Origin of the sequence: Flavobacterium sp. 123 (assembly GCF_003634825.1) — a bacterium.
Lineage (GTDB): Bacteria > Bacteroidota > Bacteroidia > Flavobacteriales > Flavobacteriaceae > Flavobacterium.
This window is the reverse complement of sequence record NZ_RBXD01000001.1, coordinates 311520-330000: the sequence shown is the minus strand read 5'-3', so window position 1 is coordinate 330000 and position 18481 is coordinate 311520. Positions and strand designations below refer to the sequence as shown.

Sequence of the window (18481 nt, the reverse complement as noted above, 5' to 3'; positions counted from 1 at the left end):
CAGGTTGGGGTTCTTTTTTTTTATCAGTACGACCTGTTCGCAAGCTCGGTTCGTCGCCTTTCTTTAAAATCCCCTTCATCAAGCCATGAAGGGGGTTTGTTTTTTAATGCCTATTGAGATCAAATTAGAATTTAAATTGAAAAAATGGTATTCTATTTTTGTCTTTAAACTTCACTGGAGTAATGATTTTATATTATCACATTTCGAGTGATTAGGTTTTTGAAGATATTAGTTATCTGTTTAGAATTTGATTGTAGAAATAGATGTAGTTCTGTGTTATTGGCATCGCGTGATGGATAGTAGTGGAAAGCCCACAGCAAAACGAAATGTAATGGAGTTTTGTGAGGACTTGTAACGATAGCCAGACCCGAAGCTTTGCGTAGGGGCACGCCCAATTATATTTAGTTATTTTGTGTTTGGATTCTTTTAAGTTTTTTAAAATATTGATATTTTTTTTACTGGATTTACTTGAATTAAGGGTAAAAAAAATCCTCAATTACTGTTGGTAATTGAGGATTTGAATGGTATTAAGATTGGATTTATTCGTTCACAATAACCCATTCTCCTGAAGATAATAGACTTTCAGCCTTTTTATACTTCATGCTTTCTGTTTTTCCAGTAGCTATTTGTTTAACAGTAACAGTGTCATTACGATTGATTTTAGGCATATCCCTAACAATTGTTTCAGTAACTTGTCTTTGTTGTGTTTCGCCAGCTTCATGATTTATATTTTCACTATTAGGAATTTCGTCTTTAGTTAATTTATAGTCTTCTTTTTGACGAACTTCTTTAGCTTCTTTAATTTGTTGGTTTTGTTGTGCTGGTAAATCACCTTTGAATAAGAATGAAATAACTTCTCTATTTACATTATCGAGCATTCCTCTAAATAAATTAAAAGCTTCTAGTTTGTAAATAAGTAATGGATCCTTTTGTTCGTGAACAGCCAATTGAACCGATTGTTTCAATTCGTCCATTTTACGTAAGTGTTTTTTCCATGCTTCATCTACAATAGATAGTGTGATATTTTTCTCAAAATCAGCAACTAATTGCGCTCCTTCTGTATCATATGCTTTCTTCAAATCAGTGACAACATTGAAAGTTTTGATTCCATCTGTAAAAGGAACAACAATACGTTCGAAATGATTGTTTTTCTCTTCGTAAACTCCTTTTATGATAGGGAAAGCTTCTCTAGCACTTCTTTCTGTTTTTTGAGTATAGAATTCAAGTGTAGCTTTGTAAATTTTGCCTGTTAATTCTATCTCTGATAATTTGATAAAGTCACTTTCTGATACTGGTGAAGTAATAGAGAAATAACGAATTAATTCAAATTCGAAATTTTTGAAATTATTCGAAATTTTGTTTTCGTTAACGATTAGCTCGCAAGTATCATAAAGCATATTTGCTATATCTAATTTCAAACGTTCTCCAAATAATGCATGTCGACGACGTTTGTAAACGACTTCACGTTGTGCATTCATAACATCATCATATTCTAATAAACGTTTACGAACACCAAAGTTGTTTTCTTCAACTTTTTTCTGCGCACGCTCAATAGATTTAGTCATCATTGAATGTTGGATAACTTCTCCTTCTTGTAATCCCATTCTGTCCATTACTTTGGCTACTCTTTCTGAACCAAATAAACGCATCAAGTTATCTTCAAGAGATACGTAAAATTGTGAACTTCCAGGATCTCCTTGACGACCTGCTCTACCACGTAATTGACGGTCAACACGTCTAGAATCATGACGTTCAGTACCAACAATAGCTAAACCTCCAGCAGCTTTAACTTCAGCAGATAATTTGATATCTGTACCACGTCCAGCCATATTTGTTGCAATTGTAACTACTCCTGGTTTTCCAGCTTCTTCTACAATTTGAGCCTCTTGTTTGTGCATTTTTGCATTTAATACATTGTGTGTAACACCACGCATTTTTAACATTCGACTTAATAATTCTGAAATTTCAACAGAAGTTGTCCCAATAAGTACTGGTCTTCCTGCTTTTGATAGTTCTGTTACATCTTCAATTACAGCATTGAATTTTTCACGAGTAGTTTTATAAATAAAATCCTCTTTATCAATTCTTGCCATACCTCTGTTAGTAGGAATCTCTACTACATCTAATTTATAGATTTGCCACAATTCTCCCGCTTCAGTCACTGCTGTTCCAGTCATGCCACCTAATTTGCTGTACATTCTGAAATAGTTTTGTAATGTTACTGTAGCAAATGTTTGTGTTGCAGCTTCAATTTTTACGTTTTCTTTGGCTTCAATAGCTTGGTGTAAACCATCAGAATAACGGCGACCATCCATTATACGACCCGTTTGCTCATCAACAATCATGATTTTATTATCCATGATAACATATTCTACATCTTTTTCAAAAAGAGTATATGCTTTTAGAAGTTGTGTCAAAGTATGAATGCGCTCACTTTTTACACCGAAGTCTTGGAATAATCTTTCTTTTTCTTCCGCTTCAGCGTCTGAGTCTAATTTTTTCTTTTCGATAGCTGCAATTTCAGTTCCAATATCTGGAAGCACGAAAAAGTTATTATCCTCTGAATCTGACGACAAGAATTTAATTCCATTATCAGTCAATTCAACTTGATTGTTTTTTTCTTCAATAACAAAATACAATGCTTCGTCAATCTTATGCATTTCACGATTGTTATCTTGCATGTACTGATTTTCTGTTTTTTGAAGCAATTGTTTGATTCCTTCTTCACTTAAAAATTTGATTAAAGCTTTGTTTTTAGGTAAAGCTCTGTAGGCTCTTAGTAAACTAAATCCGCCATCTTTTGTATTCCCTTCTTTAATTAATTTTTTTGCATCTGCTAAAAAACCATTAGCTAATTGTCTTTGTAAGCTAACTAAATTTTCGATTTTTGGTTTGAGTTCATTGAATTCATGACGATCTCCTTGAGGAACAGGACCAGATATAATAAGTGGTGTTCTAGCATCATCAATTAAAACAGAATCTACCTCATCAACAATAGCATAGTTATGTTTTCTTTGAACTAAATCTTCTGGCGAATGCGCCATATTATCTCTTAAGTAGTCAAAACCAAATTCGTTATTAGTTCCGTAAGTGATATCAGCATCATAAGCTTTTTTCCTTCCTTCAGAGCTTGGTTGGTAATTGTCAATACATTCAACTGTTAACCCATGAAATTCAAACAAAGGAGCTTTCCAAGTGCTATCACGTTTTGCTAAGTAGTCATTTACAGTTACTAAATGCACGCCATTTCCAGTTAAAGCATTTAAGTATAATGGTAATGTTGCCACTAATGTTTTTCCTTCACCTGTTTGCATTTCGGCTACTTTTCCTTCATGCAAAACCATTCCACCAATTAATTGCACATCATAGTGGATCATATCCCAAGTAATTTCTTTACCAGCAGCACTCCATGAGTTTGCCCAAATAGCATTATCACCATCTAAAGTAATGTAGCTTTTAGTAGCTGAAAGTTCGCGATCTTTAGGAGTCGCATTTACAACAAGTTGGGTGTTTTCTTTGAATCGTCTTGCTGTTTCTTTAACAACTGCAAATGCTTCAGGAAGAATTTCCATTAATGTTTTTTCAGAAATATCGTAAGCTTCTTTTTCTAAAGTATCAATAGCGATATAAATATCTTCTCTTTTGTCAATATCTTCAATACCTTCTACTTCAATTTGTAATGAAGCAATTTTAGCATCTTTTTCACTTCGCGCTTGTTTGATTCTTTCTTTAAAGAAAACCGTACGCGCTCTAAGCTCATCATTAGATAATGACATTAGACTACTTTCAAAAGTCTTGATTTTATTAAGATAAGGTTGTAAAACTTTGACATCTTTTTGTGACTTGTCACCAACAAAGACTTTAATAATACTGTTTATGAAACTCATGATTTATTTTATTTCTATTTTATGTAAATGTGTAAACTTAAACAAAAAAAAAGCCTCTTTTGAGACTTTTTCCTTGGGTTATTTTTTAATATTCATCCTCGTTCCAAAGATAATCTTCGTCTGTAGGATAATCTGGCCAAATTTCTTCCATTGATTCATATATCTCGCCTTCATCCTCAATTGATTGAAGGTTTTCTACTACTTCTAATGGAGCTCCTGCTCTAATAGCGTAGTCAATAAGTTCGTCTTTGTTAGCAGGCCACGGTGCATCACTAAGATAGGATGCTAATTCTAATGTCCAATACATGTTTTGTCAATTTAGTTTTGTGCAAAAATAAATTTTTTACTGAAAGAGACAAGTAAAAATCGATTTATTTTAATAAAAAGTTAAGAACGTCTTTTTTTGTTTAATGTTTTAGATGAATAGTGCTAATTTTTGAATTAAAACGCTCCTCTAAATACAAATAACTATTTCCTAGGAATCCATTGAACTTCCTCGGCGTTTAAATCATGAGACAACTTTCGTGCCAACACAAAAAGATAGTCAGAAAGTCGGTTTAAGTACTTAATTGCAATTTCGGCAACGGGCTCATTATGGCTTAAATGTACTGCTAAACGTTCTGCACGGCGGCAAACACAGCGCGCAATATGACAATATGACACTGTAGTGTGTCCTCCAGGTAATACAAAATGAGTCATTGGCGGTAAGGCTTCTTCCATGGCATCAATTTCTTTTTCAAGTAATTCAATGTCGGATTCGATAATTCCTAGTTTTTTTAAACGGAGTTCGCCATTTTTTAATACTTCTTTTTCCGGTGGTGTAGCAAGTATGGCTCCTATGGTAAACAATCTATCTTGAATTTCAATTAGTGTTTGTTTGTAATGAACATTCATATCTTGATCTCGAATTAAACCAATGTGAGAGTTCAATTCATCAACTGTTCCGTAACTTTCTATTCGGGCGTGATCTTTTGGTACTCTAGTTCCTCCAAAAAGAGCTGTGGTTCCTAAATCTCCTGTTTTTGTGTATACTTTCATTTTTGTTGTTTAATCGGTTAAACAAATAATTAATTAACCGAATCAATTATTTAGTAGTATCGCTTTCTATCAATCCATCGCGTAAACGAATTACTCTATTGGCGTAAGCGGCAATTTCTTCTTCGTGAGTTACTAAAATAACGGTGTTTCCTTTGGAATGGATGTCTCCAAAAAGCTTCATTATCTCAACAGAAGTTTTGCTATCTAGATTTCCTGTAGGTTCATCAGCAAGAATAATAGATGGTTTGTTTACCAAAGCTCTAGCGATAGCGACACGTTGACGTTGTCCTCCTGAAAGTTGGTTGGGTTGGTGATCCATTCTGTCAGAAAGATTTACTTGTTCTAAAACTTCTGTGGCGCGTTTATTACGATCTGTTTTAGAAAAACCTGCATAAATCATTGGCAGTGCCACATTATCTAATGCCGTAGTTCTTGGTAAAAGATTGAATGTCTGGAAAACAAAACCAATTTCTTTATTGCGAATTTCCGCCAATTCATCATCTTTCATTTGGCTGACATCTTTTCCGTTCAAAACATAAGAGCCTGAAGTAGGAGTATCTAAGCATCCAAGAAGGTTCATTAAAGTAGACTTTCCAGATCCTGAAGGCCCCATCAGCGCTACATATTCTCCTTTATTTATTTCTAAATCAATGCCTTTTAACACATAAACGATTTCATTTCCGAGAACAAAATCTCGTTTGATATTGGTTATTTTTATAAGCGGTTTTGCCATCGGAATTTACGATTGTTGTATTAGATATTTTAGATTTTAAAAGTACAAAACACTTTTGAATTAATCATAAGTAGTATTGAATACATTTTTGTTACAAAAAAATATTTCTGTTTGGGCTTAACAAAAGGATTCTTTACGATTATACTCGAATTATAAAATGCTCTTTTTCTTGTTCTTTTCTAAAAAAAACAAATCCCCATTGAAAAGTGTCAATGGTAACTTTAACTTTTGGGTGATTTTTAATGCTCTCCCAAGCTTCTTCCATTTCTGTAGACCAATGAATATCATCAAATATCCAAACGCAATCGTTCGTAATAGTTGGTAATAAACTTTCAAAATAATTTAAAGTGGCTTTTTTTGAATGATTGCCGTCAAAGTAAATAAGGTTGATGGTTTCTGGTTGATTGTTTATGGTTTTGAAGTAAGTTGAAAATTCGGTTACAATAGATTTTACCGTATTGATATTGAATTTCTGCAATTGCAATTGACATTGATTTGCCGTTTCTGGACAACCTTCTAATGTGGTGACAAAAGCTTTTGGATTTCCTAAAGCAAGGGCAGAAGTAGCAAGTCCTAATGAGGTTCCTATTTCTAAAATAGCATCTGGTTGAAAATAATTAACAACCCTAAATAGTAATTTGGCTCGTTTTGGACTAATTCCAGCTGTTTTTGCAATCTTTGAGATTTCTCTTGTATTGGATTTAAAAACTTTGGAACCTGCTCCAAAATCAGTAACTTCAATCTGATTTTTATTTTCTAACAGAAGGTTTCTGTAGTTTTTTAAAATGGAATATTCTGGTTTTGATTTTCGGTCATAAAAGCATTTGGTAATCAAACTAAACACAAAAGGCGAATGTACCGCGTGTTCATTTTTCGATTTCCAAAGGAATGTTATATATGATTTTATACTATGCAGCATTTTAAATCTGAAATCAAAACCGTTATCAAAATTAATTACCCTTCAATTTTTGCCGAAAGCTCAAACCAGCGTTCTTCTTTTGCCTCTATTTTAGTGATGATGTTTTTCAATTCATTTGCCTTTTTCTCAATATCGGTATCCACCACTTTTCCTTCTGAAAATAATTGCTCAATAGTTGCTTTTTGAATTTCTAAATCCTTGATTTCTCTTTCAATTTTTTGATATTCTTTTTGCTCGTTGAAAGTCAAGTTTCCAGTTGGATTGTTTTGCTTCCAATCTTTTTTATCTGCTTTATTTTCTTCTTTTTGAGCGACATCAGCACTATCTTCATAAGCTCTAAAGTCAGAATAATTTCCAGGAAAATCTTCAATTACGCCATCGCCTCTAAAAACGAATAAGTGATCGACAATTTTATCCATAAAATACCTATCGTGAGAAACGACAAGTAAACATCCCGGATAATCCAAAAGAAAGCTTTCTAAAACATTTAAGGTAACAATATCTAAATCGTTTGTAGGTTCATCAAGAATCAAGAAATTTGGATTCTGAATTAAAACCGTACACAAATACAACCGTTTCAATTCGCCACCACTTAATTTTTCGACAAAATCGTATTGTTTTTTAGCATCAAAAAGAAAGCGCTCTAACAATTGTGAAGCCGAAATAATTTTCCCTTTTGTCAACGGAATGTATTCACCGTATTCTTTAATGATGTCAATTACACGTTGATTTGGTTTTGGATTTATTCCTGTTTGGGTATAATATCCAATTTTGATGGTTTCACCAACCACAACTTTTCCTCCATCAAGTGGAATCGTTCCAGTTAATAAATTTAGGAAAGTTGATTTTCCAGTTCCGTTTTTTCCAATGATTCCGATGCGTTCGCCACGTTGAAAATCAAAACTAAAATTATCTAGAATAACTCGGTCTTTGAATTTTTTAGAAATCTTGTGAAGCTCTATAATCTTGCTTCCCATTCGTTCCATGTTAATTTCAAGTTCCACTTTGTTCTCTTTACGGCGACTTTGAGCTTTTTCTTTAATTACATAAAAATCATCCTGACGCGATTTAGATTTGGTTGTTCTTGCTTTTGGTTGACGGCGCATCCATTCTAATTCTTTTACAAATAAGTTTTGTGCTTTGTCAATACTAGAGTTTTCTGAAGCAATTCGTTCTTCTTTTTTCTCTAAATAATAGGAGTAATTTCCTTTGTATTGGTATAATTTTCCGTTGTCTAATTCGATAATTTCATTGCAAACACGTTCTAAAAAGAAACGGTCGTGCGTTACCATAAACAACGTTATATTTTCTTTAGCAAAATAGCTTTCTAGCCATTCAATCATTTCTAAATCCAGGTGATTCGTAGGTTCATCTAGAATTAATAAATCAGGGCGATTGATTAAAATTATTGCTAGCGACAAACGTTTTTTCTGTCCTCCAGAAAGATTTTTAACTTTAAGTTTAAAATCTTCGAGTTTTAATTTGAATAAAATTTGTTTGAATTGTGTTTCAAAATCCCAAGCATTATGTTGGTCCATTTGATCAAAAGCTTTTTGATACGCTTCTTCGTCTTCTGGGTTTTCAAGTGCTTTTTCGTAGCGCTCAATTACTTTTAAAGTTTCATTATCGGAAGCGAAAATGCTTTCTTCAATCGTCAACTCATCTTGTAAGTTGTGATCTTGTGACAAAAACGCCATTTTAATTTCCTTACGAAGTACAACCTGTCCTGTATCTGGCTCATCTTCGCCATTGATAATTTTCATGATACAGGTTTTTCCCGAGCCGTTTTTGGCTATGAAAGCAATTTTTTGGTCTTTATTAATTCCAAAAGAAATATTTTCAAAAAGGGTTCTCTCACCAAAAGATTTCGAGATATTTTCAACAGATAAGTAATTCACAGGGCTAATTTTTTTGCAAAAGTAATCTTTTGAAGTGAAACTTTGTTACTTTCATCCTTTGTCTGTTTGTATCTTAAAATATATCTTTGAAAAATGCAATTATCTGTCATCATACTGAATTATAATGTCCGCTATTTTTTAGAGCAATGTGTCTTAAGTGTTCAAAATGCTTTGGAGTCTATTGATGCAGAGATTATTGTTGTTGATAATGCTTCCCCCGATGATAGTTGCCGTATGATGAAGCAACGTTTTCCGAATATTAAACTCATTGAAAGCAAAGAGAATTTAGGTTTTCCAAAAGGGAATAACATAGGTGTAGCGGAAGCTAAAGGCGAATATGTTTGCATACTCAATCCAGATACTGTTGTTGCAGAGGATACATTTATTAAAGTACTGGCTTTCGCCAAAAAGCAATCCAATTTAGGAATTGTAGGAGTAAAACTCATCGACGGAACGGGTAATTTTCTGCCAGAAAGTAAAAGAGGAATTCCGACTCCTTGGGTTGCATTCACTAAAATGATGGGTTTGTACAGGATTTTTCCAAAATCAAAAATATTTGGAAGATATTATGCCCAACATCTAAATGAAAATCAAACAGGGAAAGTTGAAATTCTAGTTGGAGCCTTTATGTTTCTGAAACGCGATTTGTATCTTGAAGTAGGTGGATTTGATGAAGATTGTTTTATGTATTCAGACGATATTGATTTGTCATACAGGATTTTGCAAAAAGGGAAACCAAATTATTATTTTCATGAAACAACGATACTACATTATAAAGGAGAAAGCACGGTTAAGGATGATGTGTATGTAAGACGTTTTCAAGAGGCAATGCAGTTTTTCTACAAAAAGCATTTTAGTTCTAATGGTTTGGAATCCGTTTTATTTTCGTTTTTTATGCAAATAGGAATAGTTTTTTTTTCTTTTCTAAAAATGTTTCAAGGACATTCTAGAATCAAGATTTCTCCTAAGCAATATCTTCTTTGTTCGGCTAATAAAGATTTAGCGGATAAATTGGCTTTGATTTTTCAAAAAAAAGTATCATTTCACGACTTGAAAACAGAAAAAATGGTAATTTCGTCCTTGTTTAATTTTAGTTCGGAAACGGAAATTATTTTAGATAATGAATTCCTTTCTTTTAAAGAAATTATATCCGTTTTAGACATTTTAAAAAAGAAGTCACGAAGCAAGGGAATTACTTTTAAGATAGTGCCTAAAAATACTCATTTTTTAATTGGAAGTAATTCGAACAATGATAGAGGAGAGATTATTCAAATTGATTAATAAATTGCATTAAATTTAATTTGGACGCAAAATATTTAGTAATTTCGCAAGCAGAAAATCAAAAACACCTTTTAGGTTAACAATATGGCAAGATTTGAATTAAAACTTCCTAAGATGGGAGAAAGTGTTGCGGAAGCAACCATCACAAATTGGTTGAAACAAGTTGGTGACAAAATTGAAGCGGATGAAGCGGTACTTGAAATTGCTACAGATAAAGTTGATAGCGAAGTTCCTAGTGAAGTTTCAGGTGTTTTAGTAGAACAATTGTTTGGAAAAGATGATTTAGTTCAAGTAGGTCAAACTATTGCTATTATTGAGACCGAAGGAGATAGTCAGGTTTTGGCTCCAAGCCAGGAAGTAGCTCCTGTTGAAGTAGAAGTAATTGAAAAATCAGTTGCTTCTGTAAAAGAAAGTGTTGCCGCTCCAGTAAACTTTGCTGAATCGGAAAAATTCTTATCGCCATTAGTTAAAAATATTGCAAAAGAAGAAGGAGTTTCTTTGGCTGAATTAGAATCAATTTTAGGTACCGGTAAAGAAGGAAGAGTTACTAAAAATGATATTTTAGAATATGTTCAAAATAGAGGAAACCAAAGTTTAGTTAACTCAGGAAAATCGGTTGAATCGCCAAAAGTGATTGAATCCGTAACGCCTATTAGTCAAACGGCAGCTCCAGTATCTATAAGTGGTGGTGATGAAATGATAGAAATGGACAGAATGCGTAAGCTGATTTCTGGTTACATGGTAGCTTCAATTCAAACATCAGCACATGTTCAGTCTTTTATAGAAGTTGATGTGACGAATATTGTAAAATGGAGAGAAAAACATAAAGTTTCATTCGAAAAGCGTGAAGGCGAAAAGTTGACCTATACTCCTATATTTATGGAAGCAGTTGCAAAAGCGCTAAAAGATTTTCCAGGAATGAATATTTCTGTTGAAGGAGATTATATTATTAAAAAGAAAAATATCAATTTGGGAATGGCAGCCGCTTTGCCAAATGGGAACTTAATTGTTCCAGTTATTAGAAATGCTGACCAATTGAATTTGGTTGGAATGGCAAAAGCAGTAAATGATTTAGGAAACCGTGCCAAAATGGGTAAACTTAAACCAGACGATACACAAGGAGGAACCTATACGGTAACTAATGTGGGGACTTTTGGTAGTGTTTTTGGAACGCCAATTATCAATCAACCACAAGTAGGGATTTTAGCTCTTGGAGCTATTCGTAAAATGCCTGCTGTTATTGAAACTCCAGAAGGAGATTTTATAGGTATTCGTCAAAAAATGTTCCTATCTCATAGTTACGATCATCGTGTTGTTGATGGAGCACTAGGAGGTAGTTTCGTAAAGAGAGTAGCCGAATATTTAGAGGCTTTTGACGTGAATCGAGATGTTTAAAAGTTTATAATTACAATAAAAACCCGATTGATTTTCAAAAATCAATCGGGTTTTCTTTTTTTGAGGTTTTCTGGAACTTTATACTTTAAACCTTAAATGAAATAAAACCAAATCTATATATTTGTAATCTTATTAAAATTAAAAATGGAACTGAAACTCAACAAACCAATTTGCTTTTTTGATCTTGAAACAACAGGAATTGATATTGGAAAAGATAGAATAGTAGAAATATCAATATTCAAAGTTTTTCCAAACGGAAACAAAGAAAGTAAAACTTGGTTAGTAAATCCTACTATCCCAATTCCTCCACAATCAACAGCAATTCACGGAATAAGTGATGAGAAAGTTGCGAATGAACCTACTTTTAATGAATTAGCGCCTCAGGTTTACGCTATGATTAAGGACAGTGATTTAGCAGGTTTTAATTCAGATCGTTTTGATATTCCATTGCTGGCCGAAGAAATGCTTCGTGCAGGAGTTGATTTTGATATGAAAAACAGAGTTTCTGTAGATGTTCAAACTATTTTTCATAAAATGGAAGAGCGTACTTTAAGTGCTGCTTTGAAATTTTACTGTGGTAAAAGTCTTGAAAATGCACATTCAGCAGAAGCAGATACTATGGCTACTTATGAAATATTAAAAGCTCAGTTAGAAAAATATCCAGAGTTGGAAAATGACATGAGATTATTGTCAGAGTTTACAACAAGGAAAAAAATTGCGGATTTCGCCGGAATGATAGCTTTTGATAAAGATGATGAGGAAATTTTTACTTTTGGAAAACATAAAGGCATGAAAGTGGATAAAATTTTAGAAACGGAGCCTGGTTATTTTAGTTGGATACAAAATGCGGATTTTCCTTTATATACCAAGAAGGTTTTGACGGCGATTAAACTTCGAAAACTAAACAATAAATTAAACTAGTCTTTCAATCCTATAATTTTCTTATTTAAAAAGCATGAAAATAATCTGTATCGGTAGAAATTACACCAATCATATAGAAGAGTTACAAAACGAAAGGCCTACTGAGCCTGTGGTTTTCATGAAGCCAGATTCGGCCATTTTATTGAAGCAACATCCGTTTGTAATTCCTGAATTTTCAGAAGATGTTCATCATGAAATAGAAATAATCGTAAAAATAAGTAAAGTAGGGAAGTATATAGAGCCTGAATTTGCAAACAAATATTATGACGAAATTAGTGTTGGAATTGATTTTACGGCTCGAGACTTGCAAGAAAAATTAAAGAACAAGGGGTTGCCTTGGGAAAAAGCTAAAGCATTTGATGGTTCAGCAGTCATTGGAGAATTTTTGCCAAAAAATCAATTTAGTTCATTAGAAAATATTACATTTGAATTGAAAACTAATAATACCACAGTTCAAAAAAGCAATTCAAGTTTTATGTTGTGGAAAATTGACGAGCTTATTTCGTATGTTTCTCAGTTTTTTACATTAAAAATAGGAGATATTATTTTTACAGGAACCCCGGAAGGAGTTGCGGCAGTAAAACCCAATGATGTTTTAGAAGGATACTTAGAAGGACAGAAACTATTTAGAATACAAGTAAAATAATGGCTTTAAAATACAACCTTTCCAAAGTGTACGCACTTTCAGATAACGATCCAGAATTTGTAAAAGAAATTCTAACATTGTTTGTAACCGAAGTTCCAGAAGATTTGGCGCAAGTCAAAGAAGGAATTAAAAAGAAAGACCATAAACATGCTTATGCTTTTGCTCATAAAATCAAACCAAGTTTGGATTTGATGGGTATGAATGTAGCTTTTGAAGAAATTCTCCAAGTTGAGGCTTGGACAAAAATCGAAGGCAACAAAAAAGATATCATGGAAACTTATAAAAGTATCAAGAGTCAAGTAAAAGAAGCTATTAAGGAAATCAAAAAAGATTTCGATTTATAGTTTTTATTTCTAGATAATTCTCAATTTTTTTAGCTGTGTTTAAAAATCCAAAATATAATTTTGGGTGCTTTTTTCTCGTGTCTTAGTGTTAACTTTTTTGAATACCTGAACCTTATCCCATAAAAATGAAGGCAACCATAATTACTATTGGAGACGAAATTCTAATAGGTCAGATCGTCGATACAAATTCCGGCTATATTGCAAAAGCATTAGATAGAATAGGAATTGAAACCAAGGAGATGATTTCTATAAGTGATAATAAGGAACATATTCTAGATACTTTTGTAGCGCTTCAAAACACAGTTGATTTAGTTGTTATTACAGGAGGTTTAGGTCCAACGAAAGACGACATTACTAAAAAAACATTTTGTGATTATTTTGAAGATGAATTAGTAGTTGATAAAGATGTGCTTGCTCATGTTACGCAACTTATTGAAGGTTTTTATAAACGCACCATTACACAAATAAATAAAGATCAAGCACTTGTCCCATCAAAATGTACCGTACTTCATAATCAAGTTGGTACTGCGCCGGGAATGTGGATGAAAAAAGAGAATACCGTATTTATTTCGCTTCCAGGAGTTCCTTTTGAGATGAAATATCTGGTTGACAATCAAATAATCCCTAAAGTAGTTCAAGAATACAAACGGCCTTATATTCTTCATAAAACTATTCTTACCTACGGACAAGGGGAAAGTATGGTTGCGGAACGTATTGAACAATGGGAAAACAACCTTCCGGATTTTATTAAACTGGCTTATTTGCCCGCGCCAGGTAGAGTGCGTTTAAGACTTACTGCGCGGGGTGTTGATAAAGAGAAACTAGAGGCAGGAATAGAAGAGAATATTAAGTCGTTAGATGCTATTATTCATGATATTATTGTAGGTTTTGATGAAGATGAAACATTAGAAGTAGTTGTGGGAAGGATTCTGAAAAATCAAAATAAAACCATTGCCACTGCAGAAAGTTGTACAGGAGGTAAAATCGCTGAAGTTATAACATCTGTTCCGGGAGCTTCAAATTACTTTAAGGGAAGTGTGGTTTCGTACGCAACAGAGGTGAAAATTAATGTTTTAGGTGTTCCTGAAGCGCTAATTAATACCCATTCAGTAGTGAGTGCGGCAGTAGCTTCGGCTATGGCTTTGAATGTCAAAAAAATGATGAATTCAGATTATGCTATTGCTACAACTGGAAACGCAGGTCCAACAAAAGGAGATGCAAATGCAGAGGTAGGGTCCGTTTTTATAGCATTAGCAACACCAAATGAAGTAATTGTTGAAGAATTTAATTTCGGCCAACCCCGTGAAAAAGTGATAGATAGAGCGGTGATTAAGAGTTTAGAAATCCTACAGAAAGAAATTTTAAAAAATCTATCATAATTTTTTTGCTTCATCCGTTTATTTTTCTTTTCTTTGCACCCTGATTTTGAATAACGATAAAAGATAAGTATAATGTCAAGAGTTTGTGACCTTACAGGTAAAAGAGCGATGGTAGGAAATAACGTTTCTCACGCTATGAATAAAACTAAGAGAAAGTTTTCTGTTAACTTAGTTAAAAAGCGTTTTTATCTTCCAGAAGAAGATAGATGGATTACTCTAAGAGTAGCTGCATCTACGATAAAAACAATTAATAAAAATGGAATCGCTGCAGTTTTGAAAAAAGCGCAGTCAGAAGGATTTATTAAATAATCTTTTCCAAAATAAATATATAGCAAGATGGCAAAGAAAGGTAATAGAATCCAGGTAATTTTAGAATGTACTGAACACAAAACATCAGGTGTTGCAGGAACTTCAAGATACATAACAACAAAGAACAAAAAAAATACTCCAGACAGATTAGAGATTAAAAAATTTAATCCAATCTTGAAACGTGTAACTGTTCATAAAGAAATTAAATAATAATTAGAGATTTTTATTTTTTATAAAAATTTCAAATATACACATTTGAATCATGGCAAAGAAAACCGTAGCATCGTTACAAACAGCTTCTAAGAGATTATCAAAAGCCATCAAAATGGTGAAATCTCCAAAAACTGGTGCATATACATTCGTAGAATCTATTATGGCTCCTGAAGCAGTTGATGAATTTTTGAAAAAGAAATAATTCACAATACATTTTTATAGAAAAGCTACTTTCATTCGGAAGTAGCTTTTTTATTTTCTATATTTACCTTTCTAAAGTAACGGGGCATATTTGAAGTTAAACGCTTCATTTTTAATACTATTTATACAATGAGTTTTTTCAAAAGAATTTTTTCATCAGAGAAAAAAGAAACATTAGACAAAGGTCTTGAAAAATCAAAAACAACTTTCTTTTCTAAGTTATCCAAAGCGGTTGCTGGAAAGTCAAAAGTTGATGATGAAGTTTTAGATAATTTAGAAGAAATCCTTGTTTCTTCAGATGTTGGTGTGAATACAACATTGAAAATAATTACTCGAATAGAAAATCGTGTGGCTTCTGATAAATATTTAGGAACAGATGAATTGAATGAGATTCTTCGTGAGGAAATAGCGGGTCTATTATCAGAAACAAATTCAGGTGAAGCAACTGAGTTTGTTATTCCGATTCAAACTAAACCTTATGTGTTAATGGTAGTAGGTGTTAATGGAGTTGGAAAAACAACAACTATTGGTAAATTAGCCTATCAATTTAAGAAAGCAGGTCATAAAGTAGTACTTGGCGCAGCGGATACTTTTCGTGCTGCAGCTATCGATCAATTACAAATTTGGGCGGATAGAGTAGGAGTTCCTATAGTGAGACAAAATATGGGAAGCGATCCCGCTTCGGTTGCTTTTGACACCTTACAATCTGCTGTTGCTCAAGATGCTGATATTGTTATTATTGATACAGCTGGGCGTTTGCATAATAAAATTAATTTGATGAACGAGTTGACCAAAGTAAAACGAGTGATGCAAAAAGTGGTTGGTGACGCACCACATGATGTTTTATTAGTTTTGGATGGTTCAACTGGTCAGAATGCTTTTGAACAAGCAAAACAGTTTACAGCGGCTACTGAAGTGACTTCACTTGCTGTTACTAAACTTGACGGAACTGCTAAAGGTGGTGTAGTTATAGGTATTTCAGATCAGTTTCAGATTCCTGTAAAATATATTGGTGTAGGTGAAGGAATTGAAGATTTACAGGTTTTTAATAAGTATGAATTTGTAGATAGTTTTTTTAAATAAAATTATAAAATGAGTTTTTTTTCTTTCAAAAATAGTAGTCCTATCTATTTTTATTTCATCAGTATTATTGCCTTTGTTTTAGCTAATATTATTCGTGATAAAAGTGTTCCAGTATATTATATCTTATTATTGACAGGTTTAGTATTCTTTATTTTAGGTTTTATGAAACGAATGAAAACCAAATAAGCTTACTGATATAATGCATTAATTTTTTGCCACAAAACATCGTCAAAATCCGATAACGCTAAATTTACGTTATCTGCGGCATCTCCCATTCTTACAATTACCATTTTTTTACTTGGAATGATATAAATTTTCTGGTCATTCTTTCCTAGAGCCATAAACATATCATTTGGAGCATTTGGAATAATACTTCCTTGAAAAACAGCTTGAGATTGAGGTAAATGATAACTTGACTTTCCGTTGAGCCACCACAAATATCCGTATCCAAGATTTATTGATTGTGATGTATTTGTAGCTTCATTGATATAGTTTTCGTTGACAATTACTGTATTTTCCCATTTTCCTTTGTTAGATATTAATAAGCCAAAACGTGCCATGCTTCTTGTTGTGCTCCAATAAACGCTATTGTTATCTACTTGTATCCAAGTTCCGTTCATGCCTATTTTATCCCTTAATTTTGTATTAAAGTAAGTGTTCCAAGTTTGTCCTGAAGCCTGAGCAATTACATCTTGTAGTTTTACATATACATTGTGATAAGCCCAGCGCGTACTGGCATCTGCTTTGTATTGAAGGCTTTCGGGTGTTACAGCATCACCATTGGCTATGTCCTCAATACCAGAGGTCATTGTTAGCAGGTTCTTACAAGTAATTAAGTTTTCTTTTTCCAAAGGTTCACTTGTCCAACCAGTACCAATGTATTGTGAAACTTTATTATTAATATTCAGGAGTCCTTCTTGCTGTGCAATTCCTGTCATAGTGGAGGTTAATGTTTTGCCAGCACTTGCCCAATACCAGAGTGAATTAGCGTCATGACCGTTAAAATAATTTTCCAATACAATTCTTCCATTTACCAGAATAAGGAACGATTTTGAATGTTTAAGTTCTAAATAATCTAAAAGTGGTTGAACGGCATTTTGATTCCAACCTAGACTTGAGATTGTTTTTGTTTCCCAAGTTGTTCCAGTAAGTGGTGGGAAATAAAGCGCTTCTGTTGGTGTTGGATTTGGAGTTTCAGAAGAGCAACTGATACAAAATAATAGAATTATAAGGGGGCAGATTATTTTATACATAGTATATACTGTTGAATATGAGGTTTGACCAAAAATATAGAAAATAGTTTAATGGGTTTTATGTTTTTTTGTTTTCTTTGAATCGAATAAGTTTAACTTTGTAATTGTAAAACGTTTTGTCAAATGGGTTTTTAGCCCTGATGGAAGTGGCATCCTTTTTTGGGTTATTCTGACAGAGGAAGAATAATCCAAAAAAGATATAACGGACAGCAGGAATAGCTTCTAAAAATAAAAATTATATGAAAAATACATTTAAAGTTCTTGTTCTATGTTTGCTTTTTGTTGGATGTCAACAAAAGATAAAACCTACTGATATTGCTAAGATAAACGGATATTGGGAGATTGAAAAAGTGGTTTTTGAAGAGGGAAAAGACAAAGAGTATGGCATGAATGAAAATTATGATTATTTTCAGATTGACAAAAACAATAAGGGCATTAGGAAAAAAGTTATGCCTCAACTTGATGGCACTTTTTTAGTTAATGATACTTATGAAAATGTAGTTGTTCGTTTTGCGGATGATAAAGCATATTTAGATTATTCGACACCTTATATGAAATGGTCTGAGGAATTAATCACTCTTACCGATGAGGAATTAGTGGTTAAAAATGCAGAAAAAAAAGAATATCACTATAAGAAATCAGGACCAATAAATATTTTGGAAGATGGCAAAAAGACTAAATAATCAAAGTACGGTTGGGGATGTTCTGAAGCATATCATTCAAGAGAATAAATTGCAACCGGGCATGGATCAAATTGATGTTAAGGATGCATGGAAAAATCTTATGGGAAATGGTGTAAATAGTTATACCAGAAATGTAGTTTTAAAAGGGAGTACGTTATATGTTGAATTAACTTCGTCAGTTTTGAGGGAAGAGTTGAGTCACGGAAAATCGAAAATTGTTGCAATGATTAACGAAGAATTGAAGCGAAATGTTGTAAAGGATGTTGTTCTTAGATAGTGTTCAGTTTTTAGTTTTTAG

20 protein-coding genes are annotated in these 18481 nt (G+C 33.0%); 13 read left to right on the top strand and 7 right to left on the bottom strand.

Features of this window, described 5'->3' with window-relative positions; translation table 11 throughout:
• Positions 1–539: 539 nt before the first annotated feature.
• The 6 genes from secA to C8C88_RS01510 all read right to left on the bottom strand — a co-directional run bounded on the left by secA (position 540) and on the right by C8C88_RS01510 (position 8475).
• The gene (gene secA / locus C8C88_RS01535; protein ID WP_121336449.1) at positions 540–3887 is read right to left on the bottom strand and encodes a preprotein translocase subunit SecA; all 3348 of its coding nucleotides are present in this window, start codon (positions 3885–3887) and stop codon (positions 540–542) included.
• A gap of 85 nt (positions 3888–3972) precedes the next feature.
• Entirely contained in the window at positions 3973–4194 is a 222-nt protein-coding gene (locus tag C8C88_RS01530) for a DUF2795 domain-containing protein (RefSeq protein ID WP_007138072.1), read from the bottom strand.
• A gap of 161 nt (positions 4195–4355) precedes the next feature.
• Complete coding sequence (locus tag C8C88_RS01525; RefSeq protein ID WP_121336448.1) at positions 4356–4925, bottom strand: cob(I)yrinic acid a,c-diamide adenosyltransferase; 570 nt, start codon at positions 4923–4925, stop codon at positions 4356–4358.
• A gap of 46 nt (positions 4926–4971) precedes the next feature.
• A complete protein-coding gene (locus tag C8C88_RS01520; RefSeq protein ID WP_121336447.1) occupies positions 4972–5658 on the bottom strand; it encodes an ABC transporter ATP-binding protein in 687 nt (228 codons plus the stop codon).
• 139 nt (positions 5659–5797) lie between these two features.
• Positions 5798–6577 carry an O-methyltransferase gene (locus C8C88_RS01515; protein WP_121336446.1) on the bottom strand — a complete coding sequence of 260 codons (780 nt, stop codon included), beginning with the start codon at positions 6575–6577 and terminating at the stop codon, positions 5798–5800.
• A gap of 35 nt (positions 6578–6612) precedes the next feature.
• Positions 6613–8475 carry an ABC-F family ATP-binding cassette domain-containing protein gene (locus C8C88_RS01510; protein ID WP_121336445.1) on the bottom strand — a complete coding sequence of 621 codons (1863 nt, stop codon included), beginning with the start codon at positions 8473–8475 and terminating at the stop codon, positions 6613–6615.
• A gap of 93 nt (positions 8476–8568) precedes the next feature.
• Here C8C88_RS01510 and C8C88_RS01505 point away from each other — a divergent pair, with 93 nt between their 5' ends.
• The 11 genes from C8C88_RS01505 to C8C88_RS12900 all read left to right on the top strand — a co-directional run bounded on the left by C8C88_RS01505 (position 8569) and on the right by C8C88_RS12900 (position 16433).
• Positions 8569–9756 (top strand): glycosyltransferase family 2 protein, encoded by a 1188-nt coding sequence (locus C8C88_RS01505; protein WP_121336444.1) that lies wholly within the window; start codon positions 8569–8571, stop codon positions 9754–9756.
• Positions 9757–9840: 84 nt separating this feature from the next.
• The gene (locus tag C8C88_RS01500) at positions 9841–11151 is read left to right on the top strand and encodes a dihydrolipoamide acetyltransferase family protein (RefSeq protein ID WP_121336443.1); all 1311 of its coding nucleotides are present in this window, start codon (positions 9841–9843) and stop codon (positions 11149–11151) included.
• 144 nt (positions 11152–11295) lie between these two features.
• Positions 11296–12072: a 3'-5' exonuclease gene (locus tag C8C88_RS01495; protein WP_121336442.1), complete on the top strand. Its 777-nt coding sequence runs from the start codon at positions 11296–11298 to the stop codon at positions 12070–12072.
• A 34-nt stretch (positions 12073–12106) separates the two neighbouring features.
• Complete coding sequence (locus tag C8C88_RS01490) at positions 12107–12718, top strand: fumarylacetoacetate hydrolase family protein (protein ID WP_121336441.1); 612 nt, start codon at positions 12107–12109, stop codon at positions 12716–12718.
• Positions 12718–13062 (top strand): Hpt domain-containing protein, encoded by a 345-nt coding sequence (locus C8C88_RS01485; RefSeq protein ID WP_121336440.1) that lies wholly within the window; start codon positions 12718–12720, stop codon positions 13060–13062. Before C8C88_RS01490 ends, C8C88_RS01485 begins: the two co-directional genes overlap by 1 nt.
• Before the next feature lie 125 nt (positions 13063–13187).
• Positions 13188–14441: a CinA family nicotinamide mononucleotide deamidase-related protein gene (locus C8C88_RS01480; protein WP_121336439.1), complete on the top strand. Its 1254-nt coding sequence runs from the start codon at positions 13188–13190 to the stop codon at positions 14439–14441.
• Between the two features lie 72 nt (positions 14442–14513).
• On the top strand, positions 14514–14750 hold the full coding sequence (rpmB, locus tag C8C88_RS01475; protein WP_024980263.1) for a 50S ribosomal protein L28: 237 nt from the start codon (positions 14514–14516) through the stop codon (positions 14748–14750).
• A 27-nt stretch (positions 14751–14777) separates the two neighbouring features.
• Positions 14778–14960 carry a 50S ribosomal protein L33 gene (gene rpmG, locus C8C88_RS01470; protein ID WP_017495179.1) on the top strand — a complete coding sequence of 61 codons (183 nt, stop codon included), beginning with the start codon at positions 14778–14780 and terminating at the stop codon, positions 14958–14960.
• A gap of 52 nt (positions 14961–15012) precedes the next feature.
• Positions 15013–15165 (top strand): DUF4295 domain-containing protein, encoded by a 153-nt coding sequence (locus C8C88_RS01465; RefSeq protein WP_066310049.1) that lies wholly within the window; start codon positions 15013–15015, stop codon positions 15163–15165.
• A 128-nt stretch (positions 15166–15293) separates the two neighbouring features.
• Positions 15294–16247 carry a signal recognition particle-docking protein FtsY gene (gene ftsY, locus C8C88_RS01460; RefSeq protein WP_121336438.1) on the top strand — a complete coding sequence of 318 codons (954 nt, stop codon included), beginning with the start codon at positions 15294–15296 and terminating at the stop codon, positions 16245–16247.
• Positions 16248–16256: 9 nt separating this feature from the next.
• A complete protein-coding gene (locus tag C8C88_RS12900; RefSeq protein ID WP_199711372.1) occupies positions 16257–16433 on the top strand; it encodes a hypothetical protein in 177 nt (58 codons plus the stop codon).
• A gap of 2 nt (positions 16434–16435) precedes the next feature.
• On the opposite strand, the gene C8C88_RS01455 is transcribed toward C8C88_RS12900, so the two are convergent.
• A complete protein-coding gene (locus C8C88_RS01455) occupies positions 16436–17500 on the bottom strand; it encodes a serine hydrolase (RefSeq protein ID WP_121336437.1) in 1065 nt (354 codons plus the stop codon).
• Between the two features lie 239 nt (positions 17501–17739).
• On the opposite strand from C8C88_RS01455, the gene C8C88_RS01450 reads away from it, so the two are divergent.
• A complete protein-coding gene (locus tag C8C88_RS01450; RefSeq protein WP_121336436.1) occupies positions 17740–18183 on the top strand; it encodes a lipocalin family protein in 444 nt (147 codons plus the stop codon).
• Positions 18164–18460, top strand: a complete 297-nt coding sequence (locus tag C8C88_RS01445) for a DUF721 domain-containing protein (protein WP_121336435.1) — start codon at positions 18164–18166, stop codon at positions 18458–18460. The genes C8C88_RS01450 and C8C88_RS01445 overlap by 20 nt, the downstream gene beginning before the upstream one ends.
• Positions 18461–18481 lie beyond the last annotated feature (21 nt).